At 67.3% G+C, this 23,283-nt stretch carries 19 protein-coding genes; 3 read left to right on the forward strand and 16 right to left on the reverse strand.

Annotation, left to right across the window (positions count from 1 at the left end):
- Positions 1 to 104: 104 nt before the first annotated feature.
- The 6 genes from guaA to ACTHQX_RS02075 all read right to left on the reverse strand — a co-directional run bounded on the left by guaA (position 105) and on the right by ACTHQX_RS02075 (position 6,796).
- Positions 105 to 1,694, reverse strand: coding sequence for a glutamine-hydrolyzing GMP synthase (guaA, locus tag ACTHQX_RS02050; RefSeq protein ID WP_440155448.1), 1,590 nt, complete (start codon positions 1,692 to 1,694; stop codon positions 105 to 107).
- 88 nt (positions 1,695 to 1,782) lie between these two features.
- On the reverse strand, positions 1,783 to 2,283 hold the full coding sequence (locus ACTHQX_RS02055) for a DUF3817 domain-containing protein (RefSeq protein ID WP_440155449.1): 501 nt from the start codon (positions 2,281 to 2,283) through the stop codon (positions 1,783 to 1,785).
- Positions 2,280 to 3,140 (reverse strand): SURF1 family protein, encoded by an 861-nt coding sequence (locus tag ACTHQX_RS02060; protein WP_440155451.1) that lies wholly within the window; start codon positions 3,138 to 3,140, stop codon positions 2,280 to 2,282. Before ACTHQX_RS02060 ends, ACTHQX_RS02055 begins: the two co-directional genes overlap by 4 nt.
- Before the next feature lie 131 nt (positions 3,141 to 3,271).
- A complete protein-coding gene (locus tag ACTHQX_RS02065) occupies positions 3,272 to 3,760 on the reverse strand; it encodes a PTS sugar transporter subunit IIA (RefSeq protein ID WP_111905253.1) in 489 nt (162 codons plus the stop codon).
- 50 nt (positions 3,761 to 3,810) lie between these two features.
- Positions 3,811 to 5,562: a glycerol-3-phosphate dehydrogenase/oxidase gene (locus ACTHQX_RS02070; protein ID WP_440155453.1), complete on the reverse strand. Its 1,752-nt coding sequence runs from the start codon at positions 5,560 to 5,562 to the stop codon at positions 3,811 to 3,813.
- Positions 5,563 to 5,659: 97 nt separating this feature from the next.
- Entirely contained in the window at positions 5,660 to 6,796 is a 1,137-nt protein-coding gene (locus ACTHQX_RS02075) for a GuaB3 family IMP dehydrogenase-related protein (protein WP_236804390.1), read from the reverse strand.
- 104 nt (positions 6,797 to 6,900) lie between these two features.
- On the opposite strand from ACTHQX_RS02075, the gene ACTHQX_RS02080 reads away from it, so the two are divergent.
- A complete protein-coding gene (locus ACTHQX_RS02080) occupies positions 6,901 to 7,584 on the forward strand; it encodes a hypothetical protein (RefSeq protein WP_440155454.1) in 684 nt (227 codons plus the stop codon).
- On the opposite strand, the gene ACTHQX_RS02085 is transcribed toward ACTHQX_RS02080, so the two are convergent.
- The 7 genes from ACTHQX_RS02085 to ACTHQX_RS02115 all read right to left on the reverse strand — a co-directional run bounded on the left by ACTHQX_RS02085 (position 7,502) and on the right by ACTHQX_RS02115 (position 16,574).
- Entirely contained in the window at positions 7,502 to 9,415 is a 1,914-nt protein-coding gene (locus ACTHQX_RS02085; protein ID WP_440155455.1) for an ABC transporter ATP-binding protein, read from the reverse strand. The genes ACTHQX_RS02080 and ACTHQX_RS02085 overlap by 83 nt on opposite strands.
- Before the next feature lie 37 nt (positions 9,416 to 9,452).
- Positions 9,453 to 9,827: a hypothetical protein gene (locus ACTHQX_RS02090; protein ID WP_440155456.1), complete on the reverse strand. Its 375-nt coding sequence runs from the start codon at positions 9,825 to 9,827 to the stop codon at positions 9,453 to 9,455.
- 296 nt (positions 9,828 to 10,123) lie between these two features.
- A complete protein-coding gene (gene guaB / locus ACTHQX_RS02095) occupies positions 10,124 to 11,635 on the reverse strand; it encodes an IMP dehydrogenase (protein WP_190604970.1) in 1,512 nt (503 codons plus the stop codon).
- 168 nt (positions 11,636 to 11,803) lie between these two features.
- Positions 11,804 to 13,864 carry an acyltransferase family protein gene (locus ACTHQX_RS02100; RefSeq protein WP_440155458.1) on the reverse strand — a complete coding sequence of 687 codons (2,061 nt, stop codon included), beginning with the start codon at positions 13,862 to 13,864 and terminating at the stop codon, positions 11,804 to 11,806.
- A gap of 183 nt (positions 13,865 to 14,047) precedes the next feature.
- On the reverse strand, positions 14,048 to 15,658 hold the full coding sequence (groL, locus tag ACTHQX_RS02105) for a chaperonin GroEL (protein ID WP_236804401.1): 1,611 nt from the start codon (positions 15,656 to 15,658) through the stop codon (positions 14,048 to 14,050).
- Between the two features lie 84 nt (positions 15,659 to 15,742).
- Positions 15,743 to 16,036: a co-chaperone GroES gene (groES, locus tag ACTHQX_RS02110; protein ID WP_003805290.1), complete on the reverse strand. Its 294-nt coding sequence runs from the start codon at positions 16,034 to 16,036 to the stop codon at positions 15,743 to 15,745.
- Positions 16,037 to 16,265: 229 nt separating this feature from the next.
- Positions 16,266 to 16,574, reverse strand: a complete 309-nt coding sequence (locus ACTHQX_RS02115; RefSeq protein ID WP_440155460.1) for a hypothetical protein — start codon at positions 16,572 to 16,574, stop codon at positions 16,266 to 16,268.
- Positions 16,575 to 16,754: 180 nt separating this feature from the next.
- Here ACTHQX_RS02115 and ACTHQX_RS02120 point away from each other — a divergent pair, with 180 nt between their 5' ends.
- Positions 16,755 to 17,996 (forward strand): THUMP-like domain-containing protein, encoded by a 1,242-nt coding sequence (locus ACTHQX_RS02120; protein WP_440155461.1) that lies wholly within the window; start codon positions 16,755 to 16,757, stop codon positions 17,994 to 17,996.
- A gap of 19 nt (positions 17,997 to 18,015) precedes the next feature.
- Here the strand turns inward: ACTHQX_RS02120 and ACTHQX_RS02125 are convergent, their stop codons facing one another.
- Both ACTHQX_RS02125 and ACTHQX_RS02130 read right to left on the reverse strand, forming a co-directional pair.
- A complete protein-coding gene (locus ACTHQX_RS02125; protein WP_440155463.1) occupies positions 18,016 to 18,843 on the reverse strand; it encodes a shikimate 5-dehydrogenase in 828 nt (275 codons plus the stop codon).
- Positions 18,844 to 18,889: 46 nt separating this feature from the next.
- The gene (locus ACTHQX_RS02130) at positions 18,890 to 20,701 is read right to left on the reverse strand and encodes a glycoside hydrolase family 3 N-terminal domain-containing protein (RefSeq protein ID WP_440155465.1); all 1,812 of its coding nucleotides are present in this window, start codon (positions 20,699 to 20,701) and stop codon (positions 18,890 to 18,892) included.
- Positions 20,702 to 20,816: 115 nt separating this feature from the next.
- Here ACTHQX_RS02130 and ACTHQX_RS02135 point away from each other — a divergent pair, with 115 nt between their 5' ends.
- The gene (locus tag ACTHQX_RS02135; protein WP_440155467.1) at positions 20,817 to 21,968 is read left to right on the forward strand and encodes a glutamate--cysteine ligase; all 1,152 of its coding nucleotides are present in this window, start codon (positions 20,817 to 20,819) and stop codon (positions 21,966 to 21,968) included.
- Positions 21,969 to 22,051: 83 nt separating this feature from the next.
- Here ACTHQX_RS02135 and tsaD read toward each other — a convergent pair whose 3' ends face one another.
- Positions 22,052 to 23,212, reverse strand: a complete 1,161-nt coding sequence (gene tsaD, locus ACTHQX_RS02140; protein WP_440155468.1) for a tRNA (adenosine(37)-N6)-threonylcarbamoyltransferase complex transferase subunit TsaD — start codon at positions 23,210 to 23,212, stop codon at positions 22,052 to 22,054.
- Positions 23,213 to 23,283 lie beyond the last annotated feature (71 nt).

A 23,283-nucleotide genomic window follows, 5' to 3' on the forward strand; every position in this document is an offset into this window, starting at 1 on the left:
GCCCAAGTTGCGGCGCATTTCGCACCGTTGCGGCCATGCCGGACGCCACACCCGGGTAAGCAAAATGGCCGGCCTCCCTGCGGAGGCCGGCCATTCTTACAACGCTATTCCCACTCGATGGTTCCCGGCGGCTTGCTGGTGACGTCGAGCACCACCCGGTTGACGCCGTCCACCTCGTTGGTGATCCGGTTGGAGATCCGGGCCAGCAGCTCATACGGAAGCCGCGACCAGTCGGCCGTCATGGCGTCCTCGGAGGAGACGGGGCGCAGCACGATCGGGTGGCCGTACGTGCGGCCGTCGCCCTGGACGCCGACGCTGCGGACGTCCGCCAGCAGCACCACGGGCATCTGCCAGACGTCGTTGTCGAGTCCGGCAGCGGTCAGTTCGCCGCGGGCGATGGCGTCAGCCTTGCGCAGCAGGTCCAGGCGTTCCTTGGTGACTTCGCCGACGATGCGGATTCCCAGGCCGGGGCCGGGGAAGGGCTGGCGGCCGACGATTTCCTGCGGCAGGCCGAGCTGGGCGCCCACGGCACGCACCTCGTCCTTGAACAGGGCACGCAGCGGCTCGACGAGCTCGAACTGCAGGTCCTCCGGCAGGCCTCCCACGTTGTGGTGGCTCTTGATGTTGGCCGCGCCCTCGCCGCCGCCGGATTCGACGACGTCCGGGTACAGTGTGCCCTGCACGAGGAACTTGATCTTTTCGCCGTGCGCCGCGGCGTCGGCGATGATGGCACGTTCGGCCTCTTCGAAGGCCCTGATGAATTCGCGGCCGATGATCTTGCGCTTGGTTTCGGGGTCACTGACGCCTGCCAGCGCCGCCTGGAAACGCTCCTGCTCATTGGCCACGTAGAGGTTCACGCCGGTGGCGGCAACGAAGTCGCGCTCCACCTGCTCGGCCTCGCCTTCGCGCAGCAGCCCGTGGTCAACGAAGACACAGGTCAGCTGGTCGCCGACGGCACGCTGGACGAGGGCCGCGGCAACAGCCGAGTCCACGCCGCCGGAGAGGCCGCAGATGACCCGGGCGTCGCCGATCTGCTTGCGGATGCGCTCCACCTGCTCCTCAAGGATGTTGCCCGTGGTCCAGTTCGGTTCCAGCTTGGCGCCCTTGAAGAGGAAGTTTTCCAGCACCTGCTGGCCGTAGGCGGAGTGCTTCACCTCGGGGTGCCATTGCACGCCGTACAGGCACTTCTCCTCGTTGGCGAAAGCGGCAACTTCCGCGCCCGCCGTGGTGGCCAGCACCTCGAAGCCCTCGGGAGCCTCGTGGACGGAGTCGCCGTGGCTCATCCAGGTGTTCTGGTGCTGGGGCATTCCCTCGAGGACGGAACGGCCTTCGCCGAGGATGGTGGTCTGGGTGGAGCCGTACTCCCGCAGGCCGGTCCTGTCCACCTTGCCGCCGAGGGCGTTGGCCATGGCCTGGAAGCCGTAGCAGATGCCGAAGACCGGGACGCCGGCCTCAAAAAGGTCAGCGCCGACGCTCGGGGCGCCGTCCGCGTACACGCTGGCGGGGCCGCCGGAGAGGATGATGGCGGCAGGGTTCTTGGCCAGGAGCTGCTCAGTGCTGTGGGTATGCGGAACCACTTCCGAATACACATTTGCTTCCCGGACGCGGCGGGCAATCAGCTGCGCGTACTGGGCACCGTAGTCAACAACCAGCACCGGCTTCTGGGAAGTCTGGGATGCAGTGGGAGTAGTCACCGTACTAGCCTACTTTGCGCGCTTGCCCCGACGCATCTTGAGCGGCCCCGCTGTGACGCACGGAACGCGGTGAAGCACGGTACGCGGATCAGTAGCGGCTGGCGGCCTGCGGGTTGGCGGCCAGTTCAGCCTCAACCTCGGCGTGGAACTTCTTCTCCACGATGAAGGACAGCAACGGGACCACGCCGCCGAGTGCCAGCAGGATCATCTTGCTGAACGGCCACCGCATCAGTGTCCACAGTCGGAAGTTTGACATCAGGTACACGACGTACATCCAGCCGTGGACGATGAGCACGGTCACGGACACGTTGAATCCGCCGAGGACGCCCTTCGGTTCCGCCTGGGCGAAGCCGAAGCCGAACGGCTGGCCGGTCAGGGCGTCCGTTCCGCCGGCGAAGAGGTACTGGCCGAAGCCGTAGCGGGCCACCAGCTCCGCGCACAGCAGCAGCAGCATGGCACCCGTGAGGTAGGCCATGACCTTGTAGAACTTCAGGGCGGAGCGGATCTGCGCCTCCGTGCCGCCGAAGCGTCGCTTCTTCGCCGCCCCGGTCGGATTCGAGGGCTGGATGGCCGGCTTGGGTTCGATCATGGCTGTACCTTTTGTTGGATCTCGTTGGGTTGGGTAGGTTCTGGTCCGCCGCCAGCGGCGTCGTTGTCCCCGCTGGCGTAATCCTCAGCGTCCTCGAGGCTTCTGCGGTAGTCGTCCTTGACCAGCCGCCACCAGATGAACAGGGCGAAGCCGGCGAAAACAATCCACTCCACGGAGTAGAACAGGTTCAGCCAGTTGACCTTCGCGGCCGGGGGCTGGGCCGCGATGCTGAGCGGCTCCAGGCCGCTGCCGGCGGCAGCACCGACGTCGGCCGTTCCCGCCTTTTCCGCCGTGGCGGAAACGAAGGCCGGGTAGCTGCTGACGTTCCAGGCATTGATGAGTTCGGCCACGGACACGGCCGTCGCCCGGCCGGGCTCAGGGGCCGTGTTGGGCACCGGGGCCTCGGACGGCAGCAGCCGTCCGGTCAGCCGGATAACGCCCGACGGCGGGGCGCTGGCGTCGGCGGGATCGACGACCCAGCCGCGGGCCACCGGTATGTAGGTTTTCGGCGAGGCAGCCGCGCCCTTGAGGACCGGGGCGTCTGCCACCGCGAAGGCCGTGACCACCCAGTATCCGGTCTTGCCGTCCTTGAGGCGGCCCGGAACCAGGACCTGCTTGGCAGGATCGTAGGTGCCGGATGCCGTGACCATCTGGTCCGCCACCGAGCCGCGGAAGAAGTCGCCGGGCTGGAGGGTTTTCGTCAGGGCCTGGACCTGCTCCGTGGTGGGGCTTACAGGCACTTCCGGCTGCGTGGAACGGCCGAACTGCCATTGGCTCAGTAGCACAAAGACACCCGAAACGGCGATCGCAAAGACCAGGCCTGCGATCCACCGGGGCTGGAGGGCTGTTTTCCACACCCCTTAACGTTACTTCGTCCGTGTGTAGAACAACGAACCGCCGGGAGCGCGAACGTACAGTTGAGGCCCCGGCGAAGGGCCTCAAGTGTACGTTCGCGCGGTTTGGAGGGGCCTCAACTGTACGTTCGCGCCTAGTGGTCGAAGAAGACGAGGCTTGAGTTGATGAGCTCTGCGATGATGTCGGCATCGTAGGCCCGCCGCAGCGACTCGCGGAAGGATTCCTTGGACAGGGACCGCGCCAGGGTGGCGAGCACTTCCAGGTGGTCGGAGAACGAGCTCGCCGGCGTGGCAATGAGCAGGACCACGGTGGCGGGGCCGTCCGCGGCCCCGAAGTCGAGAGCCTTGCCGTACTTGGTGATCCCGACGGCGATCGAGGTCTCGGAGACAAACTCGCTGCGGGCGTGCGGCAGGCCCACGCCCCCGGGCAGGCCGGTGGCCAGCTGGTGCTCACGGGCGTTGACGTGCGCCAGGAAACCCTCGAGGTCCGAGACGCGGCCGGCGTCGAACAGCTTCCGGGCCAGCTGGCCGGCTGCGTCCACCTTGTCCTCGGCGTCCATTTCGAGGATCACCATGTCCGGTGTGGTGAGCTCGGCATCGTAACGGTCCAGTGGTTCCGCCAAGTGGTGTCCCTTCAGTGAGGCCGGGGCCCGTCCGGCGGCGGTCTGCGATCTCAGCGCAGCGGGACGATGTCCTCCGCCCCCAGCCGGGCAGCATCGGCCGATTCGTCATCGGGCTGCTGCTGGCTGAGCCGTTCGGCTTCCACCCGCGCAAGGTAATGCTTGATTTCGCTTTCCCGCTGCGCATCGCTCCAGCCAAGAATTTCTCCCATAAGCTTAGCGACTACCGGGACGGCAGACACACCGCGGTCCCACGCCTCGATGGAAATCCGGGTGCGCCGGGTCAGGACGTCATGCACATGCCGGGCGCCCTCATGGGTTGCCGCGTAGACCGCCTCGGCCTGCAGGTAGTCGTCGGCGCCGGGCAGCGGTTCGGCCAGTTCGGGCCGGTCCTGGATGATGGCCAGCACCTCAGAGGTCATGGATCCGTAGCGGTTCAGCAGGTGCTCCACGCGGGCGACGTGCACCCCTGATTCCTCGGCGGTCCGGTTCCGGCGGTTCCAGGCGGCCCTGAACCCGCTGGCTCCGAGCAGCGGAATGGTCTCGGTGCAGCTCGGGGGCACGCGCTCGTCCATGCTGCGGACGGCTTCGTCCACGGCGTCCTTGGCCATGACGCGGTAGGTGGTCCATTTGCCGCCCGCCACCACCACCAGGCCCGGCACGGGGTGGGCCACGATGTGCTCGCGGGAGAGCTTGGCCGTGGAGTCGCTCTCTCCGGCCAGCAGCGGCCTCAGCCCGGCGTAGACGCCCTCCACGTCCTCCCGGGTGAGGGGCCGTTTGAGGACCTTGTTGACGTGCTCCAGGAGGTAGTCGATGTCCTTGCTGGACGCGGCCGGGTGGGCCTTGTCCAGGTGCCAGTCGGTATCCGTGGTGCCGATGATCCAGTGCCGTCCCCACGGAATGACGAACAGCACGGACTTCTCCGTCCGCAGGATCAGCCCGACCGTTGACTGGAAGCGGTCGCGCGGCACCACCAGGTGGATGCCCTTGGACGCGCGCACCTTCAGCTGGCCGCGGTCGGTGACCATGGCCTGGGTTTCGTCGGTCCAGACCCCGGTGGCGTTGATGACCTGCTTTGCGCGGATGTTGAAGGTGGAGCCGTCCTCGCGGTTCACCACCTTGGCGCCCACCACACGTTCGCCTTCGCGCAGGAAATCGACGACGGCGGTCTGGTTGACCGCGTGCGCACCGTAGTAGGCGGCGGTCCGCACCAGGTTGGCCACGTACTTGGCGTCGTCCACCTGGCCGTCGTAGTACCGGATGGAACCGACGAAGGCGTCGTCCTTCAGGCTCGGGGCGGCGCGCAGGGTGCCCCGGCGCGACAGGTGCTTGTGGAACGGCACCCCCCGCTTGTGCCCGCCCGAGATGGACATGGCGTCGTACAGCGCGATGCCGGCGCCGATGTACGGCCGCTCGACGAAGTGTTTGGTCAGCGGGTACAGGAAAGGCACCGGCCGGGCCAGGTGCGGCGCCAGCTCGGAAAGCAGCAGCCCCCGTTCCTGCAGCGCCTCCTTCACCAGGGCGAAGTCGAGCATTTCCAGGTAACGGAGGCCGCCGTGGATGAGCTTGGAGGACCGTGATGAGGTCCCGGCGGCCCAGTCGCTGGCTTCCACGATGCCGACGCTCAGGCCGCGGGTGACGGCGTCGAGGGCCACCCCGGCGCCGACGATGCCGCCGCCGACGATGAGAATGTCCAGTTCCTTGCCCGGCTCCGTTGAAGCCTTGAGCGCGGCCAGCGCGGACTCCCGCGCTTCGGGGCCCAAGGCTCCCCTGGTCGCCGGCGGACGTTCACCGAAACCGGTCATGACAGGCCTCCATCCTCATGGAACGTTGTAGTTCACCAGAGTACTTCGTACGCCTGCCGATGGGCAGGGCGCGGACTGTGTTGCCGGGGGCGGCGGGTCAGTTTCCGGCGTAGGGAGAAACCACGACGTCGACCCGCTGGAACTCCTTGAGGTCCGAATAGCCGGTGGTGGCCATGGAGCGGCGAAGCGCGCCGATCAGGTTGGAGGTTCCGTCGGTGTGGTGGCCCGGCCCGAAGAGCACCTCTTCCAGCGGACCGACAGTTCCGATGTTGACCCTGTCGCCGCGGGGCAGTTCCAGGTGGTGCGCCTCCTGGCCCCAGTGCCAGCCCTTTCCGGGGGCCTCTTCCGCCCGGGCGAGGGCGGTGCCGAGCATGACGGCGTCTGCGCCCATGGCGATGGCCTTGACGATGTCTCCCGAGGTGCCCATGCCGCCGTCGGCAATTACGTGGACGTAGCGTCCCCCGGACTCATCCATGTAGTCGCGGCGGGCGGCGGTCACGTCGGAGATGGCGGAGGCCATGGGCGAGTGGATGCCCAGGGCGCGGCGCGTGGTGGTGGTGGCACCGCCGCCGAACCCGACCAGGACACCGGCCGCGCCGGTGCGCATAAGGTGCAGTGCGGGCGTGTAGCCGGCAGCGCCGCCCACGATGACGGGGACGTCGAGTTCGTAGATGAACTGCTTCAGGTTCAGCGGTTCGTGGTCCTTGGAGACGTGCTCGGCGGACACCGTGGTTCCGCGGATCACAAAAATGTCGACGCCGGCGGCCACCACGGTCTTGTAGTGTTCCTGGGTGCGCTGCGGGGTCAGGGACCCGGCCACGGTGATGCCCGCGGCGCGGATTTCGGCCAGGCGCGAGGTGATCAGCTCAGGCTGGATGGGTGCCTTGTAGAGCTCCTGCATCCTGCGCGTGACGGCGGGGCTGTTGGTTTCGTCCGCAAGAGCGCCGATCTCGTCCAGCACGGGCTGCGGGTCCTCGTACCGGGTCCAGAGGCCCTCGAGGTCCAGGACGCCCAGGCCGCCGAGCTTGCCGAGCGCGATGGCCGTCGCCGGGGACATGGCGGAATCCATCGGGGCCGCGATAACCGGCATGTCGAACTTGTAGGCATCGATCTGCCACGAGACGGAGACGTCCTTGGGGTCACGGGTGCGACGGTTGGGGACGATCGCAATGTCATCCAGGGAGTAGGCACGACGCCCACGCTTGCCACGGCCAATCTCAATCTCGTAAGTCACTGCTCTAGGTTATCCCAGTCGAACGCCTGTCCGAGGATAGAGTGGGCCCACGCCAGCGGGGTTCCCTGGCCGAGCTTGCGAGGTTAGGGAGCTGGTGGGGACGAATGGGCGGACGCTGGGTCTTCGACGGCCACATCGCAGGGATCGGGACCGGCTCCGGCCTGCGCGCGGTGGTCGGGATCTGGCAGGAATCGCCCTTCGGCCCGTTCGCGGACGTGATGGTCCAGCTGCCGTCGGGGCGGCGGATACTGCTGGCTCCCGCTGAGGAGGTGGCTGAGTTCATCGCCGCCACCTACAGCTTCGAGGAGGTCCGCGTCCTGGACGTCGCCGCCGTGCTGGCCGGGGAGTGCTTGACGGTCGACGCCGGTCCCTTGGCTCTCCGGGCCAGTGTCGGCGGCAGGGCCCTCCTTGGTTCGCTGCTGCGTACGGTCCCCCGGCCCGTCGCCGTCCACACCGGCTGGCTGGCCGCGGTCAACCCGCTCGTGGCTGCAGCCAGCCCCGGAACCCGGACCTTCGGCACGGCGGGGAACGGCAGGCTGGAGTATTACGGGGTGAGCGACCTCCACCACATCAGCTCCGCCGTCGTCAGCTGGGAAGGCGAGGACGCCGGACCGCTGTCCCCCGTCAGCCCAGCGGTGACCTTCGGGTTCAGCAGTGTTCCGCCGCGGCCCAGCCTTGCCCGGGTCCGAACCACCGTGGCGGAAGCTAGATCCCGCCGGCTTCTGGGCCCACGCCAGCAGGGTTACCTGGCCGAGCGTGCGAGGTTAGGGGGCTGGTGGGGACGCTGAGCTGGGACTCGAACATCCGGAAGTAGCGGCCGCGGAGCGCCACCAGTTCCCGGTGTGTGCCCTGCTCCACGATCCGGCCGTCCTCCAGCATGTACACGATGTCAGCCTTCTCGATCGTGGCGAGCCGGTGGCTGATGGCGATGATGGTGCTGCTGTGTTCGGCGAACAGCCGGGTGAAGATGCGGTGCTCCGCCAGCGCGTCGATGGCGGACGTGGGCTCGTCCATGACCATGAAGGAGGCGTTCCGGTAGAAGTTCCGTGCCATGGCCAGCCGCTGCCACTGCCCGCCGCTCAGCCCGCTCCCCTTCCGGCCGCGCGGATCCTCCATCCAGTTGCTGACGTGGTTGTCCAGGCCGTTGGGCAGTTTGTTGAGAAATTCCAGCGCCTCGGCATCGGCGGCCGCCCGGCTGATCCGCTCGTCGTCGCGGGGTGAGTCGACGTCGCCGAAGAGGATGTTTTCGGCTGCGGTGGCGAACTCGTACTTGAGGAACTCCTGGCTCAGCACCGCCAGGTGGCGGTGCCAGGAGGTGACGTCGACGGCGGCGAGGTCCACGCCGTCGAGCATCACCTGGCCGGAATCCGGGCGGTAAAGCCCGGCCAGGATGCGGATCAGGGTGGACTTTCCGGCGCCGTTCTCCCCCACGATCGCGATGTGCTGGCCCTCGCGGATGGTCATGCTGATCCCGCGGATCACTTCGATGTCGCTGCCGGTGTACGTGAAGCAGATGTCCCGCAGCTCGACCGTCTTTGGCGCCGCCAGCAGCGGCGGCGCGTGGCTGGAGTGCACGGGCAGCGCCATGAACAGCTCGTAATCCTTGAGGTTGGCGAGATCCTCATCGATCGAGCTGAGCGAGGACACCAGGCTGTTCGCCGTGGACAGGGCCCGGCTGACGATCTGCTGGACGTAGAGGAACTGCCCCACGGGCTGGGCGCGGGCGATGATCTGGCCGACCACCCAGATGAGCGAGACAACCTCCGCGGCGTACTGCAGGGCATCGGCGGCCAGCTGCTTGGGGATGTACCGCTTCTGGAAGTCCAGCCGGCGCTTCTCGTCGGCGTCGCGTAACCGGGAGCGCAGCCCCATGAGGTACCCGACGATCCCGTAGAGGCGCATCTCGGCGATGTGCTGCGGCCGGAGCAGGTTGGTCTCGATCATCCGCCGCTGCCGCCGCGAATCCACCTGCGTGTTCCAGTGCGCGATCTGCTCGCGGGACAGCTTGAACTGCAGGTAGACGCTGGGGACGATCGCAACAAGGACGATCACGGCGATCCACCAGCTCACCAGCAGGAGCGCGCCGATGGCCAGGATCACCGACACCAGCTGCGTGAAGATGGCCGCGATCCTGTCCAGGACCCTGGCATAGGAATCGGAGAACCGCTTGGCGCGGTCGTAGAGGTCCACCGTTTCCTTGTCGTCGTAACGCCAGAAGTCCAGCGCGAGGAACCGCTCGTACATCAGGTCCCCCACGATGGCGCCCACCCGGAAACTCATGAGCTGCTGGATGTAGCGGTCCACGCTGCCGAACGCGCCCCAGAACAGGCCAAGGGCGGCGGTGATGACGACGTACACGATGGCCTGCTGCCCGGCGGCGGCGTCCCCGCTGTAGGCGGCCGCCAAGGCGGTGGTGGTCAGGCCGGCGAAGTACGTGGTGACCAGGGGCAGCACGGCCGAGATCAGCGATCCGGCCACCTTCATGAGGACGGCACCGGGCGACGCACGGAAGCTGACGCGGAGCACCTGGGCGACGGCGCGGGCGTAGGGCTTCAGTGCCAGCCGCCGCTGGGGTTCCTTTTTCGGGTTCAGTTCGGCGGGATGGCGTGGTTGGGACATGGCTCCAGCCTAGTCCCGCGCCCGTGGACGGCGTCTGTCAATACTTCTCGCCGTATTCGTACTCCGGGAAGTCGAAGCAGGCACTGTAGCCCTCGACCCGCAGCGATTCAGGACCGTCCACGAAGAACACGAACAGGTGGGTGCCGTCGCTGTGCAGGAGGTCGATGCGCCGGGCTCCATCCGGGGCCGCCCCGTCTTTCACCGTCCAGCCGTCCCTGGCCTGCATCAGCTCTACCACCTCATCGAGGGTGGCATCGCGGTCCACGCCTGCCCCGACTTCGGCAACAGCGTCCCCGGTCCACTTCCACCTTTCCCCGTCAGTGCAGGACATCAGGCTGGACGTATCGTGGGCGAACGTGGACAAAACCGCATGATCAGGCAGCAGCCCCAGGATTTCCTGTTCTGAGGACATGACTTTGGATTTGGCCGATTCGAGGCTGACATCCGTATTCTGCCCGTTTCCAGGCCGGCCGCAGGAGACCACCATTGCCAGGAGTGCAGCTGCTCCGGCCAGACGCCATGCCAGCGCAGGCCTGGACCTACCGTTCACGGACACTCGCTCCCCCAGTTTTCAGCCCGGTGTTCCTTGACCGAATATACAAGGCGGGAACGCAAAAGGAGGTGGGGAGAACTCCCCACCCCCTTTCTGCGCTGGATGGGCCCAGGGCGCCCGCGTTCCCTGGCCGAGCCGGCGAGGCCAGGGAGGCGCTAGCGCGAACCGTAGTTCGGTGCCTCGACCGTCATCTGGATGTCGTGCGGGTGCGATTCCTTCAGGCCGGCCGGGGTGATGCGGACGAACTTGCCGCGGGCCTTCAGCTCGGGAACGGTGGGAGCGCCGGTGTAGAACATGGTCTGCCGGAGGCCGCCCACCAGCTGGTACGCCACCGAGGCCAGCGGGCCGCGGTAGGCCACCCGGCCCTCAATGCCCTCGGGGATGAGCTTGTCATCACCGGAGACGTCGGCCTGGAAGTAGCGGTCCTTGGAGTAGGACGTGTTCTTGCCGCGGGACTGCATGGCACCGAGGGAGCCCATGCCGCGGTAGCTCTTGAACTGCTTGCCGTTGACGAAGATGAGTTCGCCCGGGGACTCGTCACAGCCGGCCAGCAGCGAGCCCAGCATCACGGTGTCGGCACCGGCGACCAGCGCCTTGCCGATGTCGCCCGAGTACTGCAGGCCGCCGTCGGCGATCAGCGGAACGCCGGCCGGGATGGCCGCCTTGGCGGATTCGTAGATGGCGGTGATCTGCGGAACGCCCACACCTGCCACCACGCGGGTGGTGCAGATGGAGCCAGGGCCGACGCCCACCTTGATGCCGTCGGCACCGGCGTCGATCAGTGCCTGGGCACCTTCGCGGGTGGCGGCCTGGCCGCCGATGATGTCCACGTGCGCGGCAACCGGATCGGACTTCAGGCGGCGGATCATGTCCAGCACACCCTGCGAGTGGCCGTTCGCGGTGTCCACGAAGAGGGCGTCAACGCCGGCGTCCACCAGCTTCATGGCGCGCTCCCAGCCATCGCCGAAGAAGCCGATGGCAGCACCGACACGCAGCCGGCCCTCGTCGTCCTTGGTGGCCAGCGGGTACTGCTCGGCCTTGGTGAAGTCCTTGGTGGTGATGAGGCCCTTGAGGCGCCCCTGCTCGTCCACCAGCGGGAGCTTCTCGATCTTGTTCGTGGCCAGCTTGTGCGAGGCTTCCTCGCGGCTGATGCCGACGTGGCCGGTGACGAGCGGCATCTTGGTCATGACGTCGCTGACCAAACGGATCGGGAAGTCGGATTCCGGCACGAAGCGCGTGTCACGGTTGGTGACGATGCCGAGGAGCCGGTTCCCGTCGTCCACCACGGGAAGTCCGGAGACGCGGTAACGGGCGCACAGCTCGTCGAGTTCCAGCAGCGTGGCCTCGGGGCCGATGGTGAGCGGGTTGGTGATCATGCCCGACTCGCTACGCTTGACGCGGTCCACCTGGTCGGCCTGGTCGTCGATCGCGAGGTTGCGGTGGACGACGCCGAGGCCGCCCTGGCGTGCCATGGCGATGGCCATCCGGGACTCGGTGACGGTGTCCATGGCCGCCGAAAGCAGCGGCGTCTGGACGGTGATGCGCTTGGAGATCCGGGACGACGTGTCCGCCTCGGAGGGGATCACGTCGGTGTGGCCGGGAAGCAGCAGGACGTCGTCGTACGTCAGGCCGATGAAGCCGAAGGGGTCGTGCTCGGGCTGGGTCATGAGTGCGCCTCTTACCTTGGTTTACAGGTTCACGGGTAGGGGTTGCAGCCGATGACCAGCCCGTCATTACGGGACTGGCCTGTGCAGAAGTATTGAATAAATTCTAGAACCTCCGCGGCGATCCCCATATTCCGGAACGGCTTTGTGAGCAAAGGCACGACCGTGGCGCTATTTCCAGCCGGTCGCCTTCAGCAGCCGCTTCTCGAACATCGGAATCATCGACTGGACGTAGGTCTTTGTGAGGTGGTTGTCGTCCTTGTAGACGTAGACGTTGCCCACCACGGCCGGGCAGATGCCACCGGCGCAGATGAAGTCGCTCATGTCCATCAGGTGCAGCCCGTCCACCTTGCCCCGGTACGCGTCCAGCGGCGATTTGGCCGCAAGGGATTCGCCGAGCGGCGGGTTGCACTCGGGAGCTTCAGTGCCGTACTTCTGGACGCATTCGGGCATGTTGATGGCGAACCGTGGGTTGTCCCGGACCCCCACCACGTCAATCCCGGCGTCGGTGAACGGCTTGATGCCGTCCAGGTAGCCGGGAACCTCCGTTTCAAACGGGGCTTCCTTGTGCGTGAGGGATGCCACGGTAAACACCGCGTCCGGCTTGTGTTCCATGACGTAGGCGGCGCTGGCCTTGTTGAAGGCGTTGCAGTCGGCGTCCCGTTCCGGGGATTCGGCGCCGAACCGGCAGTTCCCCTTCAGGAGAGTGACCACCTCCCAGCCGTGGTCCCTGGCGATGGGGCCGAGCGCAGCCATGTACTGCTGCGCGTGGGAATCACCAAGCACCACGATCCTCTTGGTGACCTTGTCCGGCTTGCTGTTCTGCAGGCAGCCGTTGAGCAGCGGGTCGCTGGGGACGTTTTCGCCGGTGCACAGCCCGTCGATGTCCGCCCACTCGTTTTTCATGGCGGCAGGGGCGGGAATCACCGTGGCTTCCGGCGTCGCCTTTCCGGCGTTCTCCGGCGCCAGCGCGGCCGCACCAGGCGTCAGCTCGCGCGGTTGCGCGGCTGCTGCCGCTTCCTCAGCGGTCAGCTTGGTCTGCCACACCGCGACCGGCCCGGCCAGCAAGGCGCCGCAGGCAACAATCACGACGGCGGTGCGCCAGGCCCGCAGTTGCGGCCAGTGCCATTCGCGCAGGGGCTTTTCCACGAAGCGGGTGGTGAGCACGGCCAGCACCACGGAACCGGCCACAATGGCGAGGCCCTGGACCAGGTTGGGCTTTTCGATGCCGGTGGCCGCGAGGGACAGGACCAGGACCGGCCAGTGCCAGAGGTACAGGGCGTAGGAGTTGTCCCCCAGCCCCACCAGAGGCCTTGCGGTCAGGAGCCTATCCACGCCGAACCGGCTGCCGCTTTGACCAGCCACGATGATGGCAGCCGCGGCCAGAGTGGGCCACAGCGCAATGAAGCCCGGGAAGGACCGGTCAACGGTGAGCAGCAGCCCGCAGGAGATCATGGCGGCGAGCCCGGCCCAGCCCAGCACGACGCGCAGCGCCTTCCCCGGCTTCAGGTAGGGCAGCACCAGTGCCAGCAGCGATCCCAGCGCGAACTCCCACAACCGGGTGCGCGTATCGAAATAGGCGTAGGCCTGGTTGCCGGCCGTCTGATCGATGGAGTACAGCAGGGAAGCGATGAAGATGCCGCCGAAGGCAACCATCAGGACGGTCCGGTAGCTGACATCCCGGCGGGCCCGCAGCAGCCGCCACACCAGGGCGGAGCCAGCGAAGATGAGCGGCCAGAGAATGAAGACCTGGCCCTGGATGGACAGCGACCAGAAATGCTGGAGGGGGCTGGCTCCGGAGTGGTCCTGCGCGTAGTAGTCCACTGCTGTGTTGGCCAGCAGCCAGTTCTGCCCGTAGAGGAGCGATGCCCAGGCCTCGTCGAGGACGTCGGGCCAGCGGCTCTGGGGCAGGACCAGCCCGGTTCCGGCCAGCACACCCAGGATCACCACGACGGCGGCCGGGATCAGCCGCTTGAAGAGGTGCAGCCAGTGGCTCACGAGGCGCAGCGGCGTGCCCTTCTCCACCTTGCGGACGAAGGACATGGTCAGCAGGAATGCCGAGATGAGGAGGAAGATATCCACGCCGCCGGAAACCCGGCCAAGCCACACGTGGTACGTGACCACCATGAGCACCGCGAGGGCGCGAAGCCCCTGGACCTCGGGACGGTAGCCCGGTTTGGCCTTCAGCCGGGCAGCCCGTGGCTCTTGGGTGTGTTCCTTGGTTTTTGGCACAAATAACCCCTCAAACGGCAGCACAAAGTAACCACGTTACCGTTTCGTGATTTTTCAGACCAATCTAACGCGCTGGATGTGATCCCCGTCTCAACTGGGGAAACGCCACAGAAAACGCCAAGAAGGCCCGCCCAGCGGCTGCTGGACGGGCCTTCTTGTGAAGCCGCGAGGGCGGGCTGCAGCCTAGTGGCTGTGGCCTGCGTGCTCGTCTTCCTCGGCCGGCTTGTCAGCCACGAGGGTTTCGGTGGTGAGCACCAGCGCAGCGATGGAGGCTGCGTTGCGAAGAGCGGCACGGGTGACCTTGACGGGGTCAATGACGCCCGCCGCGATCAGGTCCTCGTACTCGCCGGACTTGGCGTTGAAGCCGTGGTTGTTGTCCTGCTCGGCAACCCGTGCGGTCACAACGTAGCCGTCGTGGCCGGCGTTCTGGGCGATCCAGCGCAGCGGCTGGACCAGGGCACGGCGGACGATGCCGACGGCGGCAGCCGCGTCACCTTCGAGTGCCGTGACGGCCGGGTCCTCGTCGAGCGCCTTCAGCGCGTGGATCAGGGCGGAACCGCCACCGGCCACGATGCCTTCTTCGAGGGCGGCGCGGGTGGAGGACACTGCATCTTCGATGCGGTGCTTCTTTTCCTTCAGCTCAACCTCGGTGGCTGCGCCGACCTTGATCACGCCGATGCCGCCGGCCAGCTTGGCCAGGCGTTCCTGCAGCTTTTCCCGGTCCCAGTCGGAATCGGTGCGGGTCAGCTCGGCGCGCAGCTGCGCAACGCGTGCTGCAACGTCCTCGGCCGAACCTGCGCCGTCGACGATGGTGGTGTTGTCCTTGGTCACCGTGATGCGGCGGGCGGTACCCAGCACCTCGAGGCCAACGGAGTCCAGGCTCAGGCCCAGTTCCGGGGACACAACCTGGGCGCCTGTCAGCGTCGCGATGTCCTGCAGCATGGCCTTGCGGCGGTCACCGAAGCCCGGAGCCTTGACGGCAACCACGTTCAGGGTGCCGCGGATGCGGTTGACGATCAGCGTGGACAGGGCCTCGCCGTCGACGTCCTCGGCGATGATGAACAGCGGCTTGGAGCTCTGCAGCGCCTTCTCCAGCAGCGGCAGGAATTCCTGCACCGAGGAGATCTTGCCCTGGTTGATCAGGATAAGGGCGTCCTCGAGGACGGCTTCCTGGCGCTCGGTGTCGGTGATGAAGTACGGGGACAGGTAGCCCTTGTCGAACTGCATGCCCTCGGTCAGCGCCAGCTCGGTCTGCGTGGTGGAGGATTCCTCGATGGTGATCACACCATCCTTGCCGACCTTGCCGAATGCCTCGGCGAGCAGCTCTCCAACCTCGTCGCTCTGCGCGGAAATGGCGGCAACGTTGGCCACCTGGGTGCCCTCGACGGGACGAGCGTTCTCCAGCAGGCGCGCTGCGATGGCCTCGACAGAGACCTCGATGCCGCGCTTGATCTGGCCAGGAGCGGCGCCGGCGGCAACATTGCGCAGGCCTTCCTTGACCAGTGCCTGGGCGAGCACGGTTGCGGTGGTGGTGCCGTCACCGGCGACGTCATTCGTCTTGGTGGCGACTTCCTTGGCCAGCTGGGCGCCAAGGTTCTCGTACGGGTCGTCCAGTTCGACTTCCCGGGCGATGGTCACGCCATCGTTGGTGATGGTGGGGGCGCCCCACTTCTTGTCCAGCACGACGTTGCGGCCGCGGGGACCAAGCGTCACCTTAACCGTGTTGGCGAGCTTGTCGATGCCGGCTTCAAGCGACCGGCGGGCAGCGTCGTTAAACGCAAGCTGCTTTGCCATGGTTTGTCCTTTCAAGACAGAACCCCGCGCAGCCGCCCGGTCAGACAGAATCAGACTCGGGCAGCGGCACGGGGATCCAAAGAGTTACTTAACGACGATCGCCAGAACGTCGCGGGCGGAGAGCACGAGGTACTCGGTGCCGCCGGTCTTGACTTCGGTTCCGCCGTACTTGGAGTAGATGACGACGTCGCCAACGGCTACGTCGACCGGTACGCGGTTGCCGTCTTCGAAGCGGCCGGGGCCTACTGCAACAACTTCGCCTTCCTGCGGCTTCTCCTGGGCGGAGTCCGGAATGACCAGGCCGGAAGCCGTGGTCTGCTCGGCTTCGAGCGGGCGGACAACAATACGATCCTCAAGAGGCTTAATAGAGACCGACACTCGGACCTCTCCTTTTCGTCAAAATTCATGGACAGTAAAAACTGTTGCGCCGTGGCGGCAGACCGTCGTCGCGGTGCCGGCAGCAGCCAGGCTGGCAGCTCTTCGTGTGTTAGCACCCTCCTAGGGAGAGTGCTAATGATGACTCTATGTAAGGGGTTAGCACTCGGTCAAGGTGAGTGCCAGAATTTCATCCGCCGTAACCCGCACGGACCCGATTTCGGCGGGCGGTTCAGCGCCCGGCGAGGTCGTCGAACCCCAGGTCCGGGCCGCCGTCGGCCTCTTCGTCCCCCGCTTTCCGCTGTTCGCGGACAAGCACGACGGCGGCCGCCGCCGCGGTCACGACCGACACGATGAGCGCCACGATGCCGCCAACGCGCGCCCCCAGGTACAGGTCCCGGATCTGCCGGGCTTCCTCGGTGGCGTCGCTGATGTTCTTGCCGCCCACCGAGTAGACGGTGGCATTGAAGGAATCCAGCAGGAAGATGATCACCAGCAGGACAAGACAGACGACGGCGGCAACGGCTCCAGCGATCAGCACCGGACGTGCGTACCGGACCAGGCGGCTATGCTGTGCCGGACCGGGGCCGGTGCTTTCGGGCTGACCTGAATCGGACTGACCTGGGGTTGGCGTTGCGCTGGATTCCATTCAGACCACCCTATCGGGAAGAGCAGGCCGATCGGGAAGAGCACGGGCGGCCGCTCCACTAGGCTTGATCCCATGTCTGAAGCACCGCAGGACCAGATCGCCCCACTCCTAACCGAAGAAGGATGGGAGCTGCTGGCCTCGCTCGGACCCTACCGGGAAGACGACTCCTTCAGCCTCAACTCAAGCCTCCGCAAGGCCGGCCACTCCCCCGAACTCGTGTCCGCCGTCCTGACACAGTCACGGCTCCGGACCAGGGCCGAGGCCAAGTTCGGTGAGTTTGCCCAGCAGATGCTCTTCACCCAGGCCGGCCTGGAGCAGGCGACCCGGCTCAACGTCGCTGCCAGGCACGCCCAGCGCTTTGCCCAGGCTGGCGTCAGCCATGTCGCGGACCTCGGCTGCGGCCTCGGCGCGGACGCCATGGCCCTGGCATCTCTGGACATCGCCGTGACCGCCGTGGAGGTCGACGAGACCACCGCCGCCTGCGCCACGATCAACCTCATTCCCTTTCCCCACGCCACGGTGGTCCATTCGGACGCAACGTCCGTGGAGCTGGAGGACGGGGCCGGCGTCTGGCTGGACCCCGCCCGGCGCACCACCACCACGTCCGGCACCAAGCGGATCTGGGACCCCGAGGCGTTCTCTCCGCCGCTGTCCTTCGTGGAGTCGCTGGCCGCCGCGGGGCGCGCCGTCGGCGTCAAGATGGGCCCCGGCATGCCGCACGAGTCGGTGCCGGCGGACTGCGAGGCACAGTGGGTCTCGGTGAACGGCGACGTCACGGAAGTCACGCTGTGGTTCAACGTCGTGGCCCGCCCGGGCATCCGCCGGGCCGCCCTGGTCATCGGTGCAGAGGGCGCCGCCGAACTCACCAGCGGGGAGGAGTTCGACGCCGGACCCGTGGCCCCTGTTGGCCCGGTGGAGGGTTTCCTGTACGAGCCGGACGGCGCCGTCATCCGCGCCGGGCTTGTGGCAGACCTCGCCCTCGGACTGGGCGGCCACCTCGTTGATGAGCACATCGCCTACATCTGCGCCCCGGAGCTGGTGGACACGCCGTACGCCCGGGCTTACCGGGTTCTGGAAGTCATGCCGTACAACGTCAAGGCGCTCAAAGCCTGGGTCCGGGTGAACGGCGTCGGCGTGCTGGACATCAAGAAGCGCGGCACGTCCGTCACCCCTGAGGAGCTGCGCAGGCAGCTACTGCCGGCAGGCAAGGGGGCGGGTAAAGCCGGCAGCAAGGGCGCAGGCAAAAAGACAGCCACCCTGGTCCTCACCCGGATCGGGGAAGAAAGAGTGGCTGTCTCCGTGGAGCCCGTGTAACCGCTGGCTGCTACAGGGCTTACTGGGCGCGGACGAACGCCTCGGCGTCGCGGACCTGCTCCTCGGTGGGGCGGATACCCGTGTACAGCACAAACTGCTCCAGCGCCTGAATCGTGGCCACCTCCGCTCCGGTGATGACCTGCTTGCCGGCCGCCCGCGCCGCCTTGATGAGCGGTGTTTCCGCCGGCAGTGCCACGACGTCGAAGACGATCTTGGCGGCTTCAATGGTTTCGGCGGGGAAGGACAGCGCGTCCGCCTCCGGTCCCCCGGCCATCCCCACCGGCGTGACGTTGATGACCATGTCCGCAGTGGCCTCCGGGCCGCTGCCGAGCTCTGCGCGCCAGGCAAAGCCGTATAGATCGGCGAGCGCCCGGCCGGCTGCTTCGTTGCGGGCGATGATGGTCACGTCCTTGAACCCCGCGTCGCGCAGGGCGGCGGCCGTGGCCTTGGCCATGCCCCCGGCGCCCTTGAGCAGCACCGATGAACCGGCCGGAACGGCGTTGCCCTCCAGCAGCTGCTCGATCGCCGTGTAGTCCGTGTTGTACGCCGTCAGGCGGCCGCCGTCGTTGACGATGGTGTTGACGGAATCGATGGCCTTGGCGGACGGGTCCATGGCGTCCACCAGGGCGATCACGTCCTCCTTGTAGGGCATGGAGACGGCGCAGCCGCGGATCCCCAGGCCGCGGACGCCCGCGATCGCCTGGGCCAGGTCCGTGGGCGCGAAGGCCTTGTAGATCCAGTTGAGGCCCAGCTGGTCGTACAGGTGGTTGTGGAAGCGGGTCCCGTTGTTGCTCGGCCGGGCCGAGAGGGAAATGCACAGGGTCATGTCTTTATTCAGAATCGGCACCCCTCCATTAAACGGCGGGGCCGGGTTTATTACCTGAAGCCGGTTGTTATTTGCAGCCCGTGCCGGCCCGGTAGGGTCCGACGGCGGCCGGCAGCTTACCGGGGGCGGTGGCCTTCCCCATCAGAACGGCCAGCAGCGCCTTGTACGCTCCGGGCGTGCGGCCGTAGAGGGCGATCTTCGTGGGCGCGACGGACTGCGCCAAGGGCCACGGGGCATCCAGTGCCACCGCAATGTCGCCCTTCGCGGGCCCGCCACCATAGCCGATCAGCGTGACCAGCGGCCCCGTTCCCAGCGTAATCCCCGCGTCCTTGGCCGCGGCGGCGAAGCGGGCCCGGTCCACTGCCGTGCCGCCCGCCACCCGGACGTAGCCGGCCACGGAGGCGCCCTTGCATCTCCCCGTGACCACCGTGATGGCCCGCGCCGAGACCTTTGCGGAAAGCGCCTCGCCGCTTCCCGGCGCTGCCGTCGGCTGCGGCTGGGCCGTCCGGCCGCGCCAGATCATCATGGTGACCACGCGGCGGGCCGCCTCCTCGAGTCGTGACAGCGGGAGCTTCCCCCCGGTGACCGCCCTGACGACGGCGGCATGAGCGGCGGCTGCATCCGCCGGCATCAGCAGCAGGTCTGCCCCGGCTGCCAGCGCGGCCGGCGCTGCGGAACCGTGGGGATGGCGGCCTGTCACCGCGCCCATGTTCAGCCCGTCCGTGACCGCCACGCCCTTGAATCCCAGGCCGCGCAACGCAGAGTACGTCGCCTTTGAGAGGGACGCGGGCACGCCCGGATCAAGGGCGCGTGTGGCAATGTGGCCGGTCATGACCATCGGTGCTCCCGCCTTGACCGCGGCCTGGAACGGCTTCCAGTCCCGCGCCTTCAACTGCGCGAGGGTGGCGTTCTGGACGGGGAGGTCCTTGTGGGAATCGGTGGTCACCGAACCGTGCCCGGGAAAATGCTTGACGGCGGGCAGCACGCCGCCGGCCAGCATGCCTTTGGCGAAGCCGGCACTCAACGATGCGGCGGCACGGGCGTCGGCGGACATGGACCGCGCCCCGATGGTGGGATCAGCGGGGCCCATGGTGACGTCGGCCGCGGGGGCGAAGTCCACGGTGAAACCCAGGGGCGCGAGTTCCGCCGCCAGCCCGGTGCCGGCCTCGGCCGCGAGGGGCACGCTGCCGGCGGCGCCGTAGCTCATGGGCGTGGGCCAGCGGGTCAGCGGAGCGCCGACGCGGCTCACCGCTCCGCCTTCCTGGTCAACGCCGATCAGGCCGGGCCAGGTGCGGCCGCCGGAGCGGGACGCGTTGTCCAGCCGGCGCGTCACCCCCGCCAGCGCCCGGACATCCACCAGGCCGGTGGCTGTTCCGGGCACGTTGTCGGCCATGATCATGGACCCGGCCAGGTGAAGCCGTTCCACCGTGGCGGCCTGGGTTTCGTGGTCAAGGCCGGTGTAGAAGGGCAGGAGCACCTGCCCGGCCTTCTCCTCCAGGGTCATTTTGGCCACCGCCGCGGCGGCCGCGTCGGCGTCCCGCTGCTGCGGGCCCCAGCCCAGCGCCGCCCTGTCCTTCGGTGCGGGCGCCGCCGTGGACGGGGCCTGACTCGATGCACGTGTCTGGGGTGAACCGGAGTGCGGTGCAGAACTCTGTGCCGTCTGCGGCGAGCCGGAAGCGGAAGCCGCGGGCGCCGTCGTCGTTCCCTCTCCTGGTTCGGGTGCTGCCGGCGTGCACGACGCAACCGCGAACAGCGCCGCGAGCGCTGCCGCAGACGCCGCCGGTGCGTTGCGCGCACGTGCACTGCCGGGACGTTTCCTGGGGGATGTGGGGCGGCTGGTGGTGTGAACACTCTCACGCGCCCTGTGTAGCCAAGCCATCACTTCGATGCTACCCCTGCACTAGACTTGGATGACCGTTCCCCTGCCAGCCGTTCGCCAGGAACGGACGGCGACCGGACCCGACGTCATTAGGCCAGCACACAGCGAGGAACACATGAAGATTGATTTCGCTTCATCCAGGCAATCAACTCTTGGTGTGGAATGGGAACTCGCGCTGGTGGATTCGCAGACCGGTGAACTGTCGTCCGTGGCCAACGAGGTCCTGCGCGGAGTAGTGGCACGGCACCCCGAGCTGAACGAGGATGACGAGCATCCCCACATCAAGCAGGAGCTGCTGCTTAACACCGTGGAGTTGGTTACCGGCATCTGCGAGACCGCCGCGGAAGCGAAGGAAGACCTCGCCCGTTCCCTGGCCGCCGTCCGCGAAGTGACGGACCCGATGGGCGTGGAAGTGTTCTGCGCCGGAAGCCACCCGTTCAGCCCGCCGCAGCTGCAGCCGGTCACGGACAAGGAACGCTACGCCAAGCTGATCGACCGCACGCAGTGGTGGGGCCGGCAGATGGTCATCTACGGAGTACACGTCCATGTTGGCCTGGACCGGCGCAGCAAGGTCCTCCCCGTGCTCGACGGCCTGGTCAACTACTTCCCGCATTTCCAGGCCCTGTCCGCGTCCAGCCCGTTCTGGGGCGGCGAGGACACCGGCTACGCCTCGCACCGCGCCCTCATGTTCCAGCAGCTGCCGACGGCGGGGCTGCCCTTCCAGTTCGCCAGCTGGGAAGAGTACGAGTCCTACGTCCAGGACATGTTTACCACCGGCGTAATTGACACCATCTCGGAGATCCGCTGGGACATCCGTCCCGTGCCGGCCCTCGGAACCATTGAGATGCGCATCTGCGACGGCCTGGCCACACTGGAGGAAGTGGGCGCCGTGGCGGCCCTGACGCAGTGCCTGGTCCACGAGTTCTCCACCATCCTCGACGCCGGCGGCAGCATTCCCACCATGCCGCCCTGGCACGTCCAGGAAAACAAGTGGCGGGCCGCCCGCTACGGCATGGATGCGATCATCATCCTCGACGCCGAGGGCAACGAGCAGCTCGTCACCGACCACCTGTTGGAGACACTCAACCGGCTCGAACCGATTGCCGCAAAGCTGGGCTGCTCCGATGAGCTGGCCGACGTCGAAAAGATCATCAGCCGCGGTGCGGGGTACCAGCGCCAGCGGCGCGTGGCCGCCGAAAGCGGCGGCAACCTCCAGGCAGTGGTCCTCGACCTCGTGAAGCAGATGCGGAACGGCCCCACCGCGTAACCCGGCCTCCGCTCTCGCCTCCGCGTCACCCAACCTCCGCGGGGCGGGCCCAACTAGGTAGCAGTTGAGGGCGTTCCCAGCTCTCAGAACGCCCTGATCTGCGACCTACTTGGCGCCGACACCGTCGTGACCGGCATGGAGGAGTCCGGCGCGAAGTTGATTCCGCTGGGTTCGATGCCCGCCATCACCAGCTGCGCTCCGAGCGCGGCCACCATCGCGCCGTTGTCCGTGCACAGATCCAGCGGCGGAACGTGCAGCGTGATGCCGGCGGCCGAGCAGCGCTGTTCTGTCAGCTGCCGCAGCCGCGAATTGGCTGCCACTCCCCCGCCCAGCAGCACGTCCGTGATGCCACGCTCCCGGCAGGCCAGGACCGCCTTGGAGGTAATGACGTCCACCACGGCTTCCTGGAATGCTGCTGCGATGTCCGCAACCGGCACGGGATCACCCGCGGCTTCGAACTGCTCCATGCAGCGGGCCACCGCGGTCTTCAGGCCGCTGAAGGACCAGTCGTAGCGGTGCTTGCCGGGCTCTTCCGCGGTGCCCATGTATTTGGGCTGCGTCAGTCCGCGCGGGAACCTGATGGCCTTGGCGTTGCCTTCGCGCGCCAGCCGGTCAATGGCCGGGCCGCCGGGATAGCCGAGGCCGAGGATCCTGGCGACCTTGTCGTACGCCTCGCCGGCGGCGTCGTCGATGGTGGAACCGAGCAGCTCGACGTCGTCCGTGATGCTGCGGATCCGCAAAATCTCGGTGTGCCCGCCGGAAACCAGCAGGGCGCCAAGGTTGTCGGGAAGTATGGGCTTGCCGGGCAGAATGCGCTTGTCCGCGCCGCCGCCGGTGTTGCCGTCCGTTCCGACGCCGGGCCGCGGGTTGAGCAGGCCGACCCCCACATGGGCCACCAGGTGGTTAATGGCGTAGAGCGGCTTGCCGGTGGCGACGGCGAGCGCCTTGGCGGCGCACACGCCAACCATGAGGGCACCCGCCAGCCCCGGTCCGGACGTCACGGCGATGGCGTCGATCTCGTCCAGCGTCACGTCTGCCTCAGCCAGGGCGGCCTGCAGGGCTGGAACGAAGGCGTCCAGGTGGGCGCGCGAGGCAATTTCGGGGATGACCCCGCCAAACCGGACGTGCTCCTCCATGGACGAGGACACCGTGTTGGTCAGGAGTTCTGTGCCGCGGACGATGCCTATGCCCGTTTCGTCGCACGATGACTCAATGCCGAGTACTAGCGGCTGCGTGCGGTTCATTTCTGGTCTGCCTCCGTCGGAGCGGTATCGCCGGCGCGGCCGGCTTCGTCGGTCTGCACAGGCTGGGGTTC

This window comes from Arthrobacter sp. SAFR-023 (assembly GCF_051965295.1).
Taxonomy (GTDB): Bacteria; Actinomycetota; Actinomycetes; order Actinomycetales; family Micrococcaceae; genus Arthrobacter.